A 19,498-nucleotide genomic window follows, 5' to 3' on the forward strand; every position below is an offset into this window, starting at 1 on the left:
GGTACAAAAAATAGACTAATCACAATAAGGAGAATTCCGTTGTGTAAACATGTGAGGCGGGGGTAACGAATGTTATCGCTCGCCTTTTACTTAAAGCACAATAGTAAATAGAATTTTGTATTGAACAAAAATAGACTGTACAATACAGTCTATTTTAAATGATAAAAATACATATTATTGCTTCTGGGAAAACTCCATTTGATATTTGGATATAAATATGTTTATTTCAAATAAATTTTAATCGTGTCGGTAATTAGAGGTTTATTGTTACAGATAATATAGTTGCATGGTAAGATAAACATCATTGCGGTATCTGTGCTGTATGGAACATCGGAATGCAGATTAAAATTCAAAGTAATAGTTTTATTTTCCGCCTTATTAATTTTGTCATGGTGTAACGTTTTATCATCAATCGAGAATTTCATGTTTTTCATTTTTATTGACGTAGGATAAAACTTTATTTTTAATGAATCGGGTTGAATTAAATATGCTCCATTAAATTCTTGAACTATAAATATTGCGGTTGAAAACTTAAAACCGTTTATTGCTATAGTTCCGCATTCGGAAGTTAGCGTCCAGTTTTTTACATCGTTTATACTGAGCGGTCTGGAATAATCGCATGAAATAAATAGAATTCCAATGCAAAGACCGAAAAGAGAGTGCAAAATATATTTACCACCAATAGCTTTCATTTGCTTGATCTTCAAAATAATTATATGATTTTAAAAATTCACCTCCTCGTAGCCAGGCATTTATTCCTTGTAATCCATAATTTGGTAAGAACATATCCCCCAAAGATCGGGACTGCCATAAATGGTGTAACTCATGCGGATATAATGTTGGATCTTCAAAGAGCCTACTGTTACCGATAACAGAATGTGCGCCCATTCCTGAGTACCAGTATTTAGGATTATAGAATTTGTCGATAATTCCACCGGTATAATTTAGTGATAAATTTTTCCAATCGAAATTAACTTTTCCTCCTAGTGCTAAATTTGCAAATCCGAATGTATTCATGGCAATATTACCTAAATTATTTTGCCATTGTAACAATTTTTCTCCTTTGCCAAGAGTAAGATTAAGAGGTCCAACTCCAAGTGTAACTTTAGAGAAGGGATCTTCTCCTTTTGCCCAATTATTTCCCATGGAATTTCCGGCGGTTCCTATCATTTGGTAACCAAGTTTCCCTCCCAATTTTGCAAAAGTATTACTAGAACCGAATGCTTTTACCATACCAAATCCACCTGTAGCTGTCCATGCTCCTGTTGCCGCTCCTGTTATTCCTGCTTTCCATGCGCCATTCCATCCTCCTCCTGATAAAGTATTCATGCCGATATTAATAGAAGCACTGTTGATAATTGAGCTTGTAACACCCCATGCTTTAGTAGCAACATTTATTGATTGGCCTGCGACTGTTGCCGTTGTAGTCATTCCTGCTGCTCCAATTGCCGCAGAAAACATACCACCTGCAGTTGCACCTACAAATGCACCAGCAATGGCTCCTTGCCATGCATTAGATTTCCAATTCCAAAATGCCGCAGTTCCTGATTGAATAGATGCTCCAGTATAAGCACCAACAACAGCTCCAATAATAACAGGAATGAACCAAACTATTTCTCCTGATGGATCAATATAGCTTAATGGATTGTTTAATCCATAGGCATACCGGTTATAATTTAACCACTTATCTGGTGCTTGTACGAACGGATCCGGAGAAAAGAAGCAGGCGGTAAGTGGATCATATACCCGTCCGTTCATATTTATTATTCCGAATTCGTCCAGATGTTCGTGCATGGTATATCCCCGGTTTAGCGACCAAACGTGCCGGGAATCTTTTTGAGACCAGTCTTCGGGATTACGACGGTTTCCCCACGGATCGAAAGAGTGACGTTCGAGGACGTTGCCGTTTTCATCGGTAATGGCTAATAGGTTATTCTGGTAATCGGTATATAAAAATAACAAACTGTCTCTTCCGTTTTCGATATAAACAGCTCCTCCGGGCAGATAATGAATTTTCCGGATATTTCCTGAAGAATTAATTTCTTCTTCATAATTTTCTATATAGTAACGTGTTATTTTTTTTACTTTTCCTTGGGTATAAACCGATAATTTTCTCTGGTCGTCTACCCCATAAATTATATCGTATTGTTTATCTCCTTCACTTAAAGTTTTAACTTTCTTAAAATCGGTATAACCGATCGTCAGATCGTTTGTCGGAATGGAGGATGGGGTACCCAAAACAGATGTCAGGGCATCGGGCTTGCTATTTCCTTCTCCATAGGTTAAGCTATAGTTATCAAGAGTGCTGGTCGTAGCGATAGTTCCTGTAGGGTTATAGGTCATATTATCGGATTTAAGCCATATGTTGTTTTTATAAATATGCCAGCCTGTCAGCCTGTTCAGGTCGTCGTATGTGAATGTCTCTTTATGTCCGGTAATTTTATCGATGCGGAAATCCAGGTTGCTCTTATCGGTGAATGAAAATTCCATATCTGCTATTCCCGGAGTTCTCATGGACACGGGATATCCCCGGCTATCGAATTCTGATATAGATTCCCGGTCTCCCCGTTTCATTTTTGTCAATTGTCCTTTCGCATTACTTTGTAACGCTTGCCAAATGAGTCGGTTTTTTACATCTTTTATTTGCGTAAGATTTCCGTATTCATCATATATATTTGTCGTGTAATATCCTGAAGTGTAAATACCTTTTTTTACACGGTCCAGCCTGTCATATTCAGTCATTTGATAGAATATTTTTCCTTTAATATTTTCTTTTATACTGATAATCCTGTTCAAATCGTCGTATCCCAGTTCCTGTTTATGTTGCCCTTCTATATTTACGGAACTGAGCCTGTGATATGTATCATAATTATAAACCGTGTTTTCCCCATTTCGTGAGATCTGTTGCAGCAGCCCGTCATCGCTGTAAGTATATGTAGTAATGACGTCGTCCTGGCCGAGATGTATTTTTTGTCGTTCCGATATCATTTCTCCGAATCCGTTGTATTCATTATATATGGTTCCGGCATCAGGATCGATCAGTTTTATCCGGTTTCCTTGCAGATCGTATTCCATGCGGATGGATGGTCTATCTTCCGGGGTAGTGCTTTTTATTTGTCCCGACGGATAATAGGTATATACGACGGATTTTCCGTTATGTTTGCTTATGACCGTTTGTCCTGCGCTGTTGACCGTAGTCTCTCTCGTCTCTCCCGGGGTAGTTACGATTGTCGTAGCCCCGTTATATGTTGTGGAGACCGTGCCTTGTGGAGTGATTACCGAAACAGGCCGTTTGAAGTTATCGTACGTATATGTTTTAGCCCAAGTAACTGTATTTCCTGCGAAAAACGGTTCGGATTCGCGGAATACGGTACCATCGGTATTATACTCTGTAATTACTGAGATTTTGTTTCCGTTAAGTCCATAAGAATCCTGTTGTATTTTTCTCCTGAACGGGTCATACCAGATGGTAACAGGTGCTTTTCCGGAAGTCTCGGTGTGTCGGTAGAATTTTGCATTCCGGGGACTCCCGGCAGAGGCCCATAATATCTGCTCTCCGGTTCGGACTCCTGTGGGATATATTGTTTCGACAAGTTTTCCGAGTTCGTTATATTTATAATAAGTCGTTAATCCCAGGTGGTCCGTTTGGCTTTGTAATAAACCGGTATTTTGATCCCATTCATAGGTATTGGTTTGTCCTGATTCGTTTTCTTCCCGGATCAAAAAATAACCGTTTTCATCATATGTTTTTCTTGTCGTTCTTTTTTTGTTGTTTGCAATTATATCCTTTTGTATTTCATTTCCGAAAATATCGTATGTGTATTGCGTGATAAGGCCATTATCGTGGTTTGGATCCTGATTCATTTTTATGATGTTTCCTTGGTCGTCATATTCGAAATCTGTAGTTCTTGTCAAACTACCTTCTCTTGATGTTGTCGTAACGGCCATATGGCTTATCTTATTTTTGCACCAACCTCCTTTTTGTATGTAGCTTAAATTCTGTGTTTCGGTAATATCTCCCTTTGTGTTTTTTATCGTAAGGGGGTTTCCTGTGTCGTCCAGATCTATAATTTGTTTTTTTGAACTTAATCCGGTAAGATGGTCTTTATCGGTTTGTTCCGCTATATATGTATATATTCGTTTTCCGCCTAACGGGTTTATATTTGTAACATAATTGACAGAGGAGATGGAGTCTCCATGGATTGTAGTCTCGGTTTGTCCGGTTATATATGGAACATAATATATGTTGTTATAACTAAAATTGGTTGTCGTGACTTTATTCTGAGGGATATTGGAGGATTCCACAGATTCGAAACCAAGAAATCCCTTCCCTTGCAGATGTACTCTCCCGTTCTTATATTTCATTTTGGTTTCGTACATAATGTCTCCGCTGCCTTCACTATAATTGTCAACGACTTTCAGACCCCTGTTGAGAAAACAAACAGGATAATCATATGTATAATTATTACATGTGTATATATCGGTATCGAATGTCGGTTTATAGTTGATAAGAGTCTTTTGTCCTAATCCGTTTGTAATTTCTTTGACATAAAAACTTTCATCATTTTTTCCATAAGTGTATAATGACATTCTACTCATACCGCTATTACAAGGATAATAATAGGTGTTTTCTAAAATATCATCGCGTCCGTTACCATTAAAGTCTGAAACTACTATTGCATTATTAATTAATGCTTTGGAATGAGTCGTGATCGTAAAAGTACGGGATGTACTGAATCCGATAACGAGATTTCCCTGATAATAACAGGCAAAATCACTTTTCCCGTCACCGTTATAATCTCCTATATGCAGTTTTATTAGGTATTTTTGCATGAAAGGGAGAACTTTTGTTTCGAAACTGTTTCCTTTGGAAAAATGGATAGCTGTTTCGTTGTCATCATCTCCTCCGTATTGTACCACCTTTTGGGTCAGAAGATCTGTTTTTCCGTCCCCATTAAAATCTCCGAAGTAGATACCTGTGTTGACATTTGGATAATCTCCGCTGATAAGAAGTGCAAATGTCGGAGTAGTGCCGTTTTCCTGTAAAGTATAGATGCGAAAACCATTGTTGTGTAATATTATTACATCGCTTTTTCCATCTCCGTTAAAATCCAGAAGATATCTGTTGTTCGGGAATGTTGGTGTATGATTTTGTGTTCCCCAAGTAATTCCTCCTCCACCTATCGATGTAAAGGAATAATTATTGAATTTTAGAACTTGGGTGTTGGCTTCATTTAATATCTCGTGTATTCCGTCTCCGTCAAAGTCCCCTGCTATTGCTTTCTTTGTACTGCTCATAGAACATCTGGATGTGAACGAATTACCGTTGTAAGTATATAACTGATGACTATAATTATTACCATCTTTTTTTATCAACAAGAAATCGCAAAATCCGTCTCCATTAAAATCTGCGGTCAATATGTCATCGATTTCAGTCTTATTAGAGAGTTGAATATATGAGGTATTGCTGAATTGGTTTGATGAAGAATCTGCTAAATATAATGATATCCGGAATGTTTCATTATTATAAACTAAAAAATCTGTGCGTCCGTCTCCGTTGAAATCGGCGTAATAAAATTGATTGGAGACATTTGAGCACAGATCGATGGGTGTCAAACTTTGAGTACTCAATGTATTGTCTTTTGTTCCCCATAAGATTTGAGTAGGATTATAATGACTGTTTTGTTTACTTAGTTTAATGGCGGTTACTTTTGATTGTGCCGGGTCATAATCGTATGCAATATTATATTTATATAATAAGGTATTACCTTTTTTTATTTCAATCAGATTTAGTAATCGTGTTATAACAGTTTTGATATTGTAGATGTATCCATTTTGGACATCGGGCCGTTCATTATATGAAAAATTTATAGTGTACATAGGAGGAGTATCTGCGATAGAGTTTCCTCCGTATTCTATTTTACTCAACCTTACATCGCAATAATCGACAGCACTTTCATCTTTGGTATAACTATATTTTATATAGTTCCCATTAGCATCGGTTGCTTTTGATATAAACCAGGTTAATATTTTGTTATACAATGATAGTTTGGAATCGGTGGTTGAACCGTATTCTATGGTAAGTCCGTCTTTGGTTTTTACTTCAAAATAGCCGGGTGATTTAAAAGATATATCATTGTAGTTTTCTATTTCGGTGCGATATTTGGCATTTGTGTTCAGATTATTCCCCGAAACTAATAATAACCGTTGACCATCGAGAACTAAATTATCTTGTGCGTTTATTTGTAATGGTGTTACTTTTCCGTCATAGTATAATGAACTTCCGGTACGGGATATCATGGAAAGGTTACCTAGACTCCATCCCCAGCCCATGATGCCGTTCCGTCCCATGCTGCTATAAACAAGAGACATGGATGGTTGTATGTCATTGTTCCCAGCCGGGCATTCTATGGGAATAGAATATGTGGCTCCACCTATGTTATTAACGGAAAATTGTCCTGTAACCGAACCGACGGCTCCTCCTTGAGGAGATATGGTACCGTCTGGTTCGGCATAAAGATTTTCTGTAGGAATAAATAATAGTCCGGGATCAATCGATATGTCCAGTTTATCAGATGTTGATGGTGTATATACGAAGCCCGGTTTTAACGATACAAAATCTCGTGCTATATATGATTTGGTGCTACCGGATTCATTCGTATTTAACTCATAACTGATCTGCTGTCCAAATGCGCTTAATAACCATCCGCAGAATAATATGATTGCAAGATGACGTTTATATGATGATCCCATTTTTCCGATAACTTTATTGCAGTTTACTTTCCAGTTCTTTAATTTTTTCTTCTTGTTTGATGATATAAAGAGTCAGTTCTTCTATTTTTTGCAATAGCTTAATCTGCATATCTACCAGACTCATGCCGTTTTCTTTTACTTCGGCAGCAGACGGGATGCCAGAGAGATGGCCGTTTTTCTGAATAAACTGATGAACTTCTTTCAGATCGGGGAGTTTATAATTTTTTTCGAAGACAAAATCGGCAAAATTATCTACCGATTCTACTTTAATTTCGGCAGCCCGGATGGTTCCTTTAACATCTAATGTATATTGAGGATTGGAAGTGTTTATACCTACCCGGCCATTGTTTACAACAGAGAGAAAAGATCTCCATTGACTCGGAGCTTCCCAATACACATTTCCAATCACAAACTTGTCTTCGCCACTCTGATCGTCTGCGATAGTTACCCGAAGTTCCGATTTGTTTGGGTCTGTGTTATATCGTGCGATTGACATTTCATCATCTGGCGAATCTACACCACGAAAAAGAATTTTATTACCGTATCCTGTAACACCGGTTTTTTCTATTCCAACTGAAATATTTCCGTCTACTGTCAGTTTTTCATTAGGAGTGGTAGTCCCTATTCCTACATTTCCGTTGGAATACAAAGCAGTTATTCGGCTTGTTCCGTTTGTTAATAAATTTAAATTTTGCCGGGCTGCAGTATTTATTTCTCCGGCTGATAACATGATCGGTTTACTGAATAAGAATCTGGTACTATTTGTGCTTATTCTGACATTGGTGGCAGTTGGAGCTATATTTATATTGTTGTTTCCGTTTTTTATGTTTACAGGTCCTTGGATAGAGCCGTTTATGTGTAGTTTTTCGAGAGGTTTTGCAACACCGATTCCTATATTACCTTCAATAAGGGTGTTGCCTGTTATATGTACGTCATTAGCTATAGTATAACTTTCGTCCGGAGAAAAATTAATGGTAAAACCTCTGTAAGTCCCGTCACCGCCAGGATAATCTTGAGTAGTAAAAACTATTTTCGCTTTTCCATTCGCGGTTTTGGTTGTAATATCTTTAATTGAAGGATAGGGACCGGCTAATAATATATCATTCCCATTATCGTCTACATCGTAAATGAAGAGATTGTCATCTCCACCTAAATCTACAGAACAATTGAATTTAATGAGTTTGCTTTCCCCAATATTGATGTTCCAGGTCTCAGTCAGATATGCGGGACACTGTGCATCGGCATATATAACGGAAACAGTTCCGGTTGATTGATTTAAATCGTGTGTTCTTACTTCGGCTGCATACGAATAGTCTTGTGAAAAAAATAAAGCTAAAATGATAATGAATAAAGTTCTAAAATGTGTTTTCATGTTATTGATATGATTAATTGATGGCTATATATAATTTTTATTGTTTTATGATTTTGAAGAATTTATTCTTTTCTTTGATGGAGACCTTTAGTATATACCAATTGGCCAGATATGATGCCATGTTTATTTTTATCGGAGATTCCTCCGGGCTAGCGGTGATGTTTTGTAATAATGCTCCTTGTGAATCGTAAAGAGAAAGATTTATCGTACATTCTTCACTAACCCCTGAAATCCCTACAGATAATATGTCTTTTGTAGGATTTGGATAGATTGAGATATGCTGTTCTTCCGGTATTTGTTCTGTGTATACTGAATCTGAAAATTGTTGCAGAGGAGGTTTTTTGAACGTAGATATAACATATTTTCTTGAGATACGATTTCCCGCGGCATCATATTCATATTGGATCTTATTTTGAGATATACTTGCCGCTTCTTGATGATAAAGCAACATTAACATAAGTATAAAAATACAAAACAAGTGATTCGGATTTTTTGTTTTCACGGTAGTTATATATATAATTTTATTTACATTATCAAAACTAATTATATAAAACATAAAATACAAATAAAAATGAATATATTTTGTTATTAATTACGAATTGTTATAACACAATATTTATTAAAAGAAGCAATTCTATTTCTCGTTTAATTATTATTTTTATTTATAATGTCGGTGATTTATTAAATTATAGCCGGTTATGGTGCGGTCATATATTTTTCCGTAAAAGTGTCTTGAGATATAAAATACCCGCTATCTGTCAAAAAACTTTGACAGATAGCGGGTATTTTAAAAAAGGTAAATAAGTTAGCCTAGTTCTACTTTTTGTGTCGGTGCTTTTCTTTCGTTTCGTTCGTTTACTGCGCTAATGACTGTTCGGGCAAGATCGGCAAAAGCTAATCCCGTAATACTATTTGGATTCAGAGCAACAGGCTTTCCTTCGTCTCCTCCTTCCCGGATGCTTTGTACGATAGGAATCTGGCCTAATAAACGCACATTCATTTCTTCTGCGAGTTTCTTGCATCCTTCTTTCCCGAATATATAATAACGGTTCTCGGGCAACTCTGCCGGGGTGAACCATGACATGTTCTCTACGAGTCCCAGTATAGGGACATTTATTTTTTCTCCGGTGAACATGTTTATCCCTTTGCGGGCGTCTGCCAGGGCTACTTCCTGAGGTGTGCTTACGACTATGGCTCCAGTGATACCGAGAGTCTGGACCAGGGTGAGATGAATATCGCTGGTTCCCGGCGGAAGATCGAGTATAAAGTAATCCAGTTCTCCCCAAGCCCCGTCCGTAATCAATTGTTTTAATGCATTGCTAGCCATTCCTCCACGCCATACTACTGCACTGTCTTTATCTACGAAAAAGCCTATTGACAAGATTTTTACGCCATATTTTTCTATAGGTATAATTAGTTCTCTTCCGCCGATATTTTCGGCGTAAGGCCTTTCTTCTTCAGTGCCGAACATTTTAGGCACCGATGGCCCGAAAATATCGGCATCCAGTAATCCTACTTTGTAACCTTGTTGTGACAGAGCAACAGCCAGATTGGATGCTACCGTCGATTTTCCTACGCCGCCTTTGCCCGATGAAACGGCAATGATATTTTTAACTTCGGGAAGAGGGTTCTGTGGATCAGGCCGGTTTAGTTGTTTTGCTTTTACACTTATATTGCCTTTAATTTCTACTTCAGGACTTACGTATGTTATAATTGCTGTTTCGGCTGCTTTTACTACCGAACGCATGAACGGATCGTTAGGTTTGTCGAAAATGATGGAAAAGCTTACTTTATTGCCGTCGATACGGATATTGTCATCTATCATTTCCGCTTCCACCAGATTTTTTCCATTTCCAGGATACCGAACTTTGGAAAGGGCGTCCAATATCAGTTTGGGATATAATTTTATCATGATAAAAGTGTTTTATATGTTTCCTTATAAAGCAGGAATATATTCATTTTTCTTTATTACTTTGCTTGCCACTGCGTTTCCCTCGGTTGAAGCTTCTGTAGCTGTCATATTCTATCTCTGTATCCGGTTCAATCAATGTATTACGTGGTTCACAAATAAACTTGATATACTTGATAGATAAACCCCTTTCCAACCATTGTTGTTCGTAAAAAGTTTTAATACTCAGTATATCGTCGTCTATTCCCGAATTGTACAGATCTTCGCATTGCAGGAGTACCGGGTAGTTATTGGCTTTTACCATCTCGCAGGTATATGTGTACATAAAATGACTGTCGCTTTTGAGGTGTATGATACCCGAAGGGCTGAGTATCTTTCGGTATAACTCCATGAAACGCGTAGAGGTGAGACGCTTGCGTGTTTTTTTCATTTGCGGATCGGGGAATGTGATCCATATTTCAGATATTTCTCCTTCACTGAAAAATCGGTCTATAAGTTCAATATGTGTCCGTAAAAAAGCTACGTTGGTGATTTCTTCTTCTATTGCCTCCTTTGCTCCAGTCCACATGCGTGCTCCTTTTATGTCTATCCCGATGAAATTTTTATCAGGATATTTACGCGCTAATCCGGTTGCGTACTCTCCTTTTCCACATCCTAATTCCAGAACGATCGGGTTGTTGTTTTTGAAAAATAACTCATTCCATCGTCCTTGCATATCGAATCCTTTTTCTTGCAACGCTCCGAAAGGATATTGGAATACGTGAGGATATGAATCCATGTCGCTGAATTTCTGTAATTTATTTTTGCCCATGTAGTATGTTTTATTTTGCAAAAATACAAAAATGATTTAAGAATAGGATGGTAACAAGGTATATTCATTGAGGTATTTAATTGCTGAAAAATATTTTACAGTTTTAGACATATTATTCTTTTGGCAATGGAAAAATGAAATGGGCGTAAATATGTATGTTTCTTTTTTACACTTTCTTTATCCCCTGTTCAGGATAAATTCGATAAGAAAATATGTATTGAGATGTAGGGGGTTACATGCGGCTGTCGATGCGTATGATATTTTCTACGATAAACAGGTCCCGTATTTCATTCTTTGGAATTTCTATATCATCATATTCTGTATTTTCACTCCTTAATATGATCCATTTGGGATCATTATGTTTACGGATATACTTAACCATCCTGTAATCATCCAGTAAAATAACATATATGTGTCCCCAAAAAATGATACCGGTATTTTTGATTTCACGTATAGCAATATAATCTCCGTCGCATAGTACAGGTTTCATGCTGTCACCGCTAACTTTTACAATATGGCTGTCCGGGCGTACATAGGGTATATCTATACTTCCAATAACATAATCCGAGGAGAACATTCGTTCCCGCGATAGAGGGCCTGCTGTCACATCAATATCATATACTTTGGCTCCTTGTTGTTGGGAGTTGTGTATGGCATCGGGGGCGACAGATAATGTTTTTATAAGATTCATGCTTTCGGCATATGATTGGGGGCCAAGTCCTGATACGAGCCATTCCTTTGATATACCCATGTTTACTACTATCTTATTGAGAAGTGAGTCATTTACAGGCAGCTTTCCGCTCATGTGTTTTGAAAAGTTGGATGCATCTATGCGAATCTGTTTCGAAAATTCCGCCTGTGATAATCCTTTTTCCTGTATTAATAGCTTTATTCTCTGAATGATATCTTCATTTTTCATGTTCAATATGATATTAATTGATTTTGTATGGTAAATTTACAACAATAAATTTGGATATATAGTAAAATAACAATTATATTTGTGCTTGATATTTTCCGAAAGATAATTATAATATATTATATACAAAATAAATAGCGTGTAAATTAATAAAAAGTAACAAAGTTGTAAATAAAGTCTTGTGGTAAAATAGTTAATAATTTTGGAAGAATAGGCTTGTGAAATGGGGTAAAAATACAAGTTTCAAGACTTGGTTTTACAACTTTGTTTATGATTTATATAATAACAATTACATAAGTTTCTTGTTATATTCAATAGATATATAGGGCGTGTTCCGGCAGGCATAGTGTTGCGGATGGGGGTGTTATCATATGGATAAACGGGAATCGCTGAGCTTATCGGATCTAAAAAGTATGAGGGGGCATTTGCTCCCTTTATATTTTTATATCGTATAATATATGTGTGGGCCGATGTTCCCGGGGTAATTGCAGATGTCCGAAACTATATTTTCTTTGTATTCCTATTTTTTTCAAGATACGTTCCGAGTGTTTATAGAGGATTGAAGTGAAAGAGTATATTTTATTTATTTTAATAGTTTAGCCTTTTCTATGCAACCTTTGGCTGCTTCTGTCGCATATCCTTTTCCCCATGTGCATCGTATGTCAGCTCCAGACTATTTCAATGCCGGGTGTGAAGTCCGCATCGAAGCCAATCTGATGAAGCCCCGGGTAACCTATAAATTTTGTATCATATTTTCGTTCCACAGCAAATAAACCGCATCCTTCGGTCTTTATCTCTTTGAGAAGAAGATCGTAGAATTGTATAGACTCATTTTCAGTTAATGGTTTTGGAAAAAACTGCATAACTGATGTCTTGATTCATACGAATGGATGGAAGTAAGTTTGTATTGTTCCAGTCGCGTAAAATAAGTCTGGGAGTTTCGGGATAAGTTTTCATTAGATTGTAAGATAAAAAAAGTCGCTTCAGTAATGAAGCGACTTTTGAATTATAAAAGTAACAGATTATCCGTTTACTTTAGCCATGTGAGCGATCAAATCGAGAACTTTATTAGAGTAACCGATTTCATTGTCATACCAAGAAACAACTTTTACAAATGTGTCGGTTAACGCGATACCCGCTTTAGCGTCAAAAATAGAAGTACGAGGATCGCCGAGGAAGTCAGAAGAAACAACAGCATCTTCTGTATAACCCAGAATTCCTTTCAATTCGCCTTCAGCAGCTTCTTTCATGGCAGCGCAGATCTCTGCATAAGTAGCAGGTTTTGCCAAATTTACAGTCAAGTCAACAACAGAAACGTCCAAAGTAGGAACGCGCATAGACATACCGGTAAGTTTACCATTCAATGAAGGGATAACTTTACCTACAGCTTTTGCTGCACCTGTAGAAGAAGGAATAATGTTGCCTGAAGCAGCGCGGCCACCTCTCCAGTCTTTCATAGAAGGACCGTCAACCGTTTTTTGAGTAGCAGTAGTTGAATGAACCGTTGTCATCAAACCGTCTGTGATACCAAATTTGTCGTTCAATACTTTTGCAATAGGAGCCAGACAGTTGGTAGTACAAGAAGCGTTAGAAACGAATTGTGTGCCTTTAACGTATGTATTTTCGTTAACACCGCAAACGAACATAGGGGTATCGTCTTTAGAAGGAGCGGACATAACTACATATTTTGCACCGGCGTCGATATGAGCCTGAGCTTTGTCTTTGCTCAAGAACAAACCAGTTGATTCAACAACATATTCAGCGCCAACTTCGTTCCATTTCAAATCAGCAGGATTTCTTTCTGCTGTGATACGGATAGGATTGCCGTTTACGATTAATAAATTCTTTTCAACGTCAGCTTCGATTGTTCCGTCGAACTGTCCGTGCATAGTGTCATATTTCAACATATATGCCAAGTAGTCAACCGGGCAAAGGTCGTTAATACCGACAATTTGAATGTCATTTCTTTTTTGAGCAGCACGGAAAACGAAACGTCCGATGCGGCCAAATCCATTGATACCTACTTTAATCATTGTAATAAAACTTTAGAGTTTATTGAATTAAAAAAAATATTGTCCTAATTTTTTCCGAAACTGTCGTTGTTTAAAGTTTAAAAAACTTTATATTTGCCTTGAGTGTTTAACAACCACAAGGCGTTGCACAGCAGGTCAGAAGAATAAATGCCACAAAAATCACATATTTGATGTACTTCATAAGGCTAAACATTATTCTTTATATTTGCGTTGCAAAGGTAACTCTTTTTTTTAAAAACATTTCATCTCAAGGTGAAAATAAAAGAAAAATTTCTTTATTTCTCTTTTGGTATGTATGAGTTTGAAAGTTAGTAAGGTAGGTCTAATTTAAAATATCGTTTATGAAAAGTTCGTTCTTGTCCGATTTCAAAGCATTTGCCATGCGGGGCAATGTTATAGACATGGCTGTCGGTGTCGTTATAGGTGCGGCATTTGGCAAAATAGTGTCTTCTATCGTAGCTGATATTATTATGCCTCCGATTGGCTTATTGGTAGGCGGGGTAAATTTTACCGATCTTAAGTTGGTATTAAAACCGGCCGAAATGGTCGATGGAGTAGAAAAGGCGGCGGTCACTCTTAATTACGGAAATTTTCTTCAGGTATCTTTTGATTTTCTGATTATCGCATTTTCTATATTCTTATTTGTAAGGCTGATAAATAAATTTCTGATAAAAAAAGAAGAACCGGCTCCGGCTCCTTCGGCTCCTGTACCTTCCGATGAAGTAAAGTTATTAACGGAAATAAGAGATCTATTGAAAAAAGATGAGAAAGTATAAAATAAAAAAGCCGGGATTAAATTAAATATCCTGGCTTTTTTATTTTTAATATTGTTCTTTTTCATTCGGAAAATCCGAAGTCTTTACGTCTTTAATATAATTTTGTACCGCTTCGGTTATTACAGAATTCAAATCGGCATACCGGCGTAAAAATCGGGGAGAAAACCCTTTGTTGATTCCCAACATGTCGTGCATTACGAGAACTTGACCGTCTACGCCTCCTCCGGCGCCTATTCCTATTATAGGAATTGTAAGTTCTTTGGCGACCTGTTCAGCTAATTTTGCCGGGATTTTTTCCAATACGATGGCAAAACATCCCAATTCTTCCAGAAGATGTGCATCTTCTATTAATTTTTGAGCTTCAGCTTTTTCTTTCGCCCGAACAGTGTATGTGCCGAACTTATTTATAGATTGTGGAGTAAGTCCCAGATGTCCCATGATAGGAATTCCTGCGCTTAAAATGCGTTCGATAGATTCTTTTATTTCTGCTCCGCCTTCTAACTTCACACAATCGGCTCCTGTCTCTTTCATAATACGTATGGCAGAAGCCACTGCTTCTTTTGAGTTTCCCTGATAAGAACCGAAAGGCATATCTACGACAACAAGTGCACGTTTTACCGCGTTCATTACGGCTCTGCCATGATATATCATCTGGTCGAGGGTAATGGGTAAAGTGGTTATATTTCCGCACATGACATTGGAAGCCGAGTCTCCGACTAATATGACGTCCATTCCTGCCTGGTCGATTAATGTGGCCATGGAATAGTCGTAAGCTGTAAGCATCGAGATTTTTTCTCCACGTTGTTTCATCTCAATAAGACGTCTTGTGGTAACTTTACGTAAATCTTCTGTGTAAGTTGACATTTCGTTAAGTGTTTGTTTGGGTTTTAAATAGGACGGCAAAGGTACATTTATTTTATATGCAACCGAAGAAAAGGTACATAAATATGTTAAAGTTACAGTCCGGTGCATTCTTTTATATATAGTCAAGCAATAAGAAGCAAAAGGTCTAATAGAAGGATGTTTTTCCGTTGTTTGATATAAATATTTGATTTACAGCATATTGATTATTGTTGTAGAATTTTTTTTCAAAAAAAGGCAGAAAAAGTTTGTGAGATAAATAAAAAGCCCTACCTTTGCATCCGCTTTCGGGAAATAACCGAATAGTTCAAAAATAAAAGTTCATTGAAATAATTACAATAGACAAAGTAGTACGAGACGTTTTTTTTTGACAGGTTTAACCCCCTGTCGGGAAAAAGGGAAATAAAAAAAGTCAACGTCAAGACAAGAACAATAAGTTAGAGTTTTGAGTTCCGGAGCGAATCTTTGAAAGTATAAAAGAAATAAAAAAGATATACAACGAAGAGTTTGATCCTGGCTCAGGATGAACGCTAGCGACAGGCCTAACACATGCAAGTCGAGGGGCAACAGAGAAGTAGCAATACTTTTGCTGGCGACCGGCGCACGGGTGAGTAACACGTATGCAACCTGCCCGTAACAGGGGGATAACCCGGAGAAATCCGGCCTAATACCGCATAATACCTATTTTGCGCCTGCGGAATAGGTTAAAGAATATCGGTTACGGATGGGCATGCGTTCCATTAGTTAGTTGGTGAGGTAACGGCCCACCAAGACGACGATGGATAGGGGTTCTGAGAGGAAGGTCCCCCACATTGGAACTGAGACACGGTCCAAACTCCTACGGGAGGCAGCAGTGAGGAATATTGGTCAATGGGCGATAGCCTGAACCAGCCAAGTCGCGTGAAGGAAGACGGCCTTACAGGTTGTAAACTTCTTTTATCGGAGAGTAAAGTGCACTACGTGTAGTGTATTGCAAGTATCCGAAGAAAAAGCATCGGCTAACTCCGTGCCAGCAGCCGCGGTAATACGGAGGATGCAAGCGTTATCCGGATTTATTGGGTTTAAAGGGTGCGTAGGCGGAATTCCAAGTCAGCGGTGAAATCTCCATGCTCAACATGGACACTGCCGTTGAAACTGGCGTTCTAGAGTGTAAATGAGGTAGGCGGAATGCGTGGTGTAGCGGTGAAATGCATAGATATCACGCAGAACTCCGATTGCGAAGGCAGCCTGCTGGGATACAACTGACGCTGAGGCACGAAAGCGTGGGTATCGAACAGGATTAGATACCCTGGTAGTCCACGCAGTAAACGATGAATACTAACTGTTTGCGATACAATGTAAGCGGTACAGCGAAAGCGTTAAGTATTCCACCTGGGGAGTACGCCGGCAACGGTGAAACTCAAAGGAATTGACGGGGGCCCGCACAAGCGGAGGAACATGTGGTTTAATTCGATGATACGCGAGGAACCTTACCCGGGCTCAAACGACACAGGACAGCAGATGAAAGTCTGTCTCCAGCAATGGTCTGTGTCGAGGTGCTGCATGGTTGTCGTCAGCTCGTGCCGTGAGGTGTCGGCTTAAGTGCCATAACGAGCGCAACCCCTATCGACAGTTACTAACAGGTTAAGCTGAGGACTCTGTCGAGACTGCCAGCGCAAGCTGCGAGGAAGGTGGGGATGACGTCAAATCAGCACGGCCCTTACGTCCGGGGCGACACACGTGTTACAATGGCAGGTACAGAGGGCAGCCACACAGCAATGTGGAGCGAATCTCGAAAGCCTGTCTCAGTTCGGATTGGAGTCTGCAACTCGACTCCATGAAGCTGGATTCGCTAGTAATCGCGCATCAGCCATGGCGCGGTGAATACGTTCCCGGGCCTTGTACACACCGCCCGTCAAGCCATGGGAGCCGGGGGTACCTGAAGTATGCAACCGCAAGGAGCGTCCTAGGGTAAAACTGGTGACTGGGGCTAAGTCGTAACAAGGTAGCCGTACCGGAAGGTGCGGCTGGAACACCTCCTTTCTGGAGAAGAATCGTGAACGGAAAAAGTTGACTGAAAAAGATTTTCAGTCTTGTACTACGCATTGTCTGTTGGAATTAGCAAGTATAAAGATCACGCCCGAAGAGGTCGATTTGACAGTCCTATAGCTCAGTAGGTTAGAGCGCTACACTGATAATGTAGAGGTCGGCAGTTCAAATCTGCCTGGGACTACCAGACAGCCAAGAGGGCCGTTTGGGGGATTAGCTCAGCTGGCTAGAGCATCTGCCTTGCACGCAGAGGGTCAACGGTTCGAATCCGTTATTCTCCACGAAAAAAAAAGAGATCCTTGACATATTGAAAGCAAAGAGTAAAAACAAAACACGAGCAAATTAGGAAAACATCGAACCCTACGTCCGTCTGCTTAAGCAGATGGCAAAACGAAAGTAATTAAGGGCGCATGGAGGATGCCTAGGCTCTCGGAGGCGAAGAAGGACGTGATAAGCTGCGAAAAGCTGCGGGGAGGAGCAAATATCCATAGATCCGCAGATATCCGAATGGGGCAACCCGGCAGGCAACTGTCATCACACTAAGTGTGAAGCAAACGCGGGGAACTGAAACATCTAAGTACCCGCAGGAAAAGAAAATAAAAATGATTCCGCAAGTAGTGGCGAGCGAACGCGGAAGAGCCCAAACCGCTGATGTTTCGGCATGAGCGGGGTTGTAGGACCACGATACGGCAAAACGAACGGAAGTCGAAGCAACTGGAAAGTTGCGCCAGAGACGGTGAAAGCCCAGTAGACGACTCCGGCCGGCAGCCCAGTGGAATCCTGAGTATCGCGGGACACGAGAAATCCTGTGAGAACCAGCGGGGCCCATCCCGTAAGGCTAAATACTCCCGAGAGACCGATAGCGAACCAGTACTGTGAAGGAAAGGTGAAAAGAACCTCGAACAGAGGAGTGAAATAGACCCTGAAACCATGCGCCTACAAGCGGTCGGAGCAGCATCAGCTGTGACGGCGTGCCTTTTGCATAATGAACCTACGAGTTACTCTTACTGGCAAGGTTAAGGAATTCAGTTCCGCAGCCGAAGCGAAAGCGAGTCCCAAGCGGCGTCAGAGTCAGTAGGAGTAGACGCGAAACCAAGTGATCTACCCTTGGGCAGGTTGAAGGTTAGGTAACACTAACTGGAGGACCGCACCGGTAAGCGTTGAAAAGCTTTCGGATGACCTGAGGGTAGGAGTGAAAGGCCAATCAAACTTGGAGATAGCTCGTACTCCCCGAAATGCATTTAGGTGCAGCCTCGGAGATTGTGAAATAGAGGTAGAGCGACTGATAAGATGCGAGGGCTTCACCGCCTATCAAGTCTTGATAAACTCCGAATACTATTTCATTGATTCCGGGAGTGAGGGCATGGGTGCTAAGGTCCATGTCCGAAAGAGGAACAACTCAGACCATCAGCTAAGGTCCCGAAATACCGGCTAAGTTGCACTAACGAAGTAAGACTGCAGAGACAGCTAGGATGTTGGCTTGGAAGCAGCCATTCATTTAAAGAGTGCGTAACAGCTCACTAGTCGAGGAGTTTTGCATGGATAATAATCGGGCATAAGCCGGTTACCGAAGCTATGGATATCGCAAGATATGGTAGGGGAGCATTCCATCCGCCGCAGAAGGCCGTCCTCGAGGACGACTGGAGGAAATGGAAAAGCAAATGTAGGTATAAGTAACGATAAAGGAAGCGAGAAACTTCCTCGCCGAAAGACTAAGGATTCCTGATCAACGCTAATCGGATCAGGTTCAGTCGGGACCTAAGGAATAGCCAAACGGCGCATCCGATGGAAGAAACGGTCAACATTCCGTTACTGGTTATGAGAGCGATGTGGAGACGAAGCAGTGACACACCCGCCTGCAGACGGAATAGCAGGTTAAAGAGTGTAGATAATGGAAAGGCAGGCAAATCCGCCTTTTCAGTCGACCTTGATAGTACTGAGCGCCCCCGGGCAATCAGATAGCGGTGGTAAACAGACTTCCAAGAAAATCCGCTAAGCATATCCCATAACCACCCGTACCCTAAACGGACACACGTAGT

11 protein-coding genes, 2 tRNA genes and 2 rRNA genes (1 of these 15 only partly in view) are annotated in these 19,498 nt (G+C 39.7%); 6 read left to right on the forward strand and 9 right to left on the reverse strand.

Annotated elements, in window-relative coordinates:
• Positions 1-221 precede the first annotated feature (221 nt).
• From OCV73_RS09060 to OCV73_RS09090, 7 genes are all read right to left on the reverse strand, one after another.
• The gene (locus OCV73_RS09060; protein WP_147551470.1) at positions 222-692 is read right to left on the reverse strand and encodes a hypothetical protein; all 471 of its coding nucleotides are present in this window, start codon (positions 690-692) and stop codon (positions 222-224) included.
• Positions 673-6,753 carry an FG-GAP-like repeat-containing protein gene (locus tag OCV73_RS09065; RefSeq protein ID WP_147551472.1) on the reverse strand — a complete coding sequence of 2,027 codons (6,081 nt, stop codon included), beginning with the start codon at positions 6,751-6,753 and terminating at the stop codon, positions 673-675. Before OCV73_RS09065 ends, OCV73_RS09060 begins: the two co-directional genes overlap by 20 nt.
• Positions 6,754-6,766: 13 nt before the next feature.
• Positions 6,767-8,125: a hypothetical protein gene (locus OCV73_RS09070; protein WP_147551474.1), complete on the reverse strand. Its 1,359-nt coding sequence runs from the start codon at positions 8,123-8,125 to the stop codon at positions 6,767-6,769.
• Between the two features lie 37 nt (positions 8,126-8,162).
• Positions 8,163-8,627 carry a T9SS type A sorting domain-containing protein gene (locus tag OCV73_RS09075; protein WP_167551237.1) on the reverse strand — a complete coding sequence of 155 codons (465 nt, stop codon included), beginning with the start codon at positions 8,625-8,627 and terminating at the stop codon, positions 8,163-8,165.
• Positions 8,628-8,930: 303 nt separating this feature from the next.
• Positions 8,931-10,034 carry an Mrp/NBP35 family ATP-binding protein gene (locus tag OCV73_RS09080; protein ID WP_147551515.1) on the reverse strand — a complete coding sequence of 368 codons (1,104 nt, stop codon included), beginning with the start codon at positions 10,032-10,034 and terminating at the stop codon, positions 8,931-8,933.
• 46 nt (positions 10,035-10,080) lie between these two features.
• Complete coding sequence (gene trmB, locus OCV73_RS09085) at positions 10,081-10,845, reverse strand: tRNA (guanosine(46)-N7)-methyltransferase TrmB (RefSeq protein WP_147551477.1); 765 nt, start codon at positions 10,843-10,845, stop codon at positions 10,081-10,083.
• A gap of 232 nt (positions 10,846-11,077) precedes the next feature.
• Positions 11,078-11,764 carry an XRE family transcriptional regulator gene (locus OCV73_RS09090; protein WP_147551479.1) on the reverse strand — a complete coding sequence of 229 codons (687 nt, stop codon included), beginning with the start codon at positions 11,762-11,764 and terminating at the stop codon, positions 11,078-11,080.
• A gap of 605 nt (positions 11,765-12,369) precedes the next feature.
• Between OCV73_RS09090 and OCV73_RS09095 the strand changes: the two genes are divergently transcribed.
• On the forward strand, positions 12,370-12,534 hold the full coding sequence (locus OCV73_RS09095) for a hypothetical protein (protein ID WP_167551239.1): 165 nt from the start codon (positions 12,370-12,372) through the stop codon (positions 12,532-12,534).
• 249 nt (positions 12,535-12,783) lie between these two features.
• Here the strand turns inward: OCV73_RS09095 and gap are convergent, their stop codons facing one another.
• Positions 12,784-13,794: a type I glyceraldehyde-3-phosphate dehydrogenase gene (gene gap / locus OCV73_RS09100; protein WP_147551481.1), complete on the reverse strand. Its 1,011-nt coding sequence runs from the start codon at positions 13,792-13,794 to the stop codon at positions 12,784-12,786.
• Positions 13,795-14,135: 341 nt separating this feature from the next.
• Between gap and mscL the strand changes: the two genes are divergently transcribed.
• The gene (gene mscL / locus OCV73_RS09105) at positions 14,136-14,570 is read left to right on the forward strand and encodes a large-conductance mechanosensitive channel protein MscL (RefSeq protein ID WP_147551483.1); all 435 of its coding nucleotides are present in this window, start codon (positions 14,136-14,138) and stop codon (positions 14,568-14,570) included.
• Positions 14,571-14,615: 45 nt separating this feature from the next.
• Here the strand turns inward: mscL and panB are convergent, their stop codons facing one another.
• Positions 14,616-15,434 (reverse strand): 3-methyl-2-oxobutanoate hydroxymethyltransferase, encoded by an 819-nt coding sequence (gene panB, locus OCV73_RS09110; RefSeq protein ID WP_147551485.1) that lies wholly within the window; start codon positions 15,432-15,434, stop codon positions 14,616-14,618.
• A 492-nt stretch (positions 15,435-15,926) separates the two neighbouring features.
• Here panB and OCV73_RS09115 point away from each other — a divergent pair.
• The 4 genes from OCV73_RS09115 to OCV73_RS09130 form a co-directional block, all read left to right on the forward strand.
• Positions 15,927-17,453: ribosomal RNA gene (locus OCV73_RS09115) — 16S ribosomal RNA — on the forward strand.
• 116 nt (positions 17,454-17,569) lie between these two features.
• Positions 17,570-17,646, forward strand: a tRNA-Ile gene (locus OCV73_RS09120).
• 20 nt (positions 17,647-17,666) lie between these two features.
• Positions 17,667-17,740 (forward strand) — tRNA-Ala (locus OCV73_RS09125).
• Positions 17,741-17,849: 109 nt separating this feature from the next.
• A 23S ribosomal RNA gene (locus tag OCV73_RS09130) occupies positions 17,850-19,498 on the forward strand; it runs 1,226 nt beyond the window's last position.
• Together the 16S and 23S rRNA genes with 2 tRNA genes alongside form the textbook arrangement of a ribosomal RNA operon.

The organism is Barnesiella propionica (genome assembly GCF_025567045.1).
In the GTDB taxonomy this organism is placed as follows: Bacteria; Bacteroidota; Bacteroidia; order Bacteroidales; family Barnesiellaceae; genus Barnesiella_B; species Barnesiella_B propionica.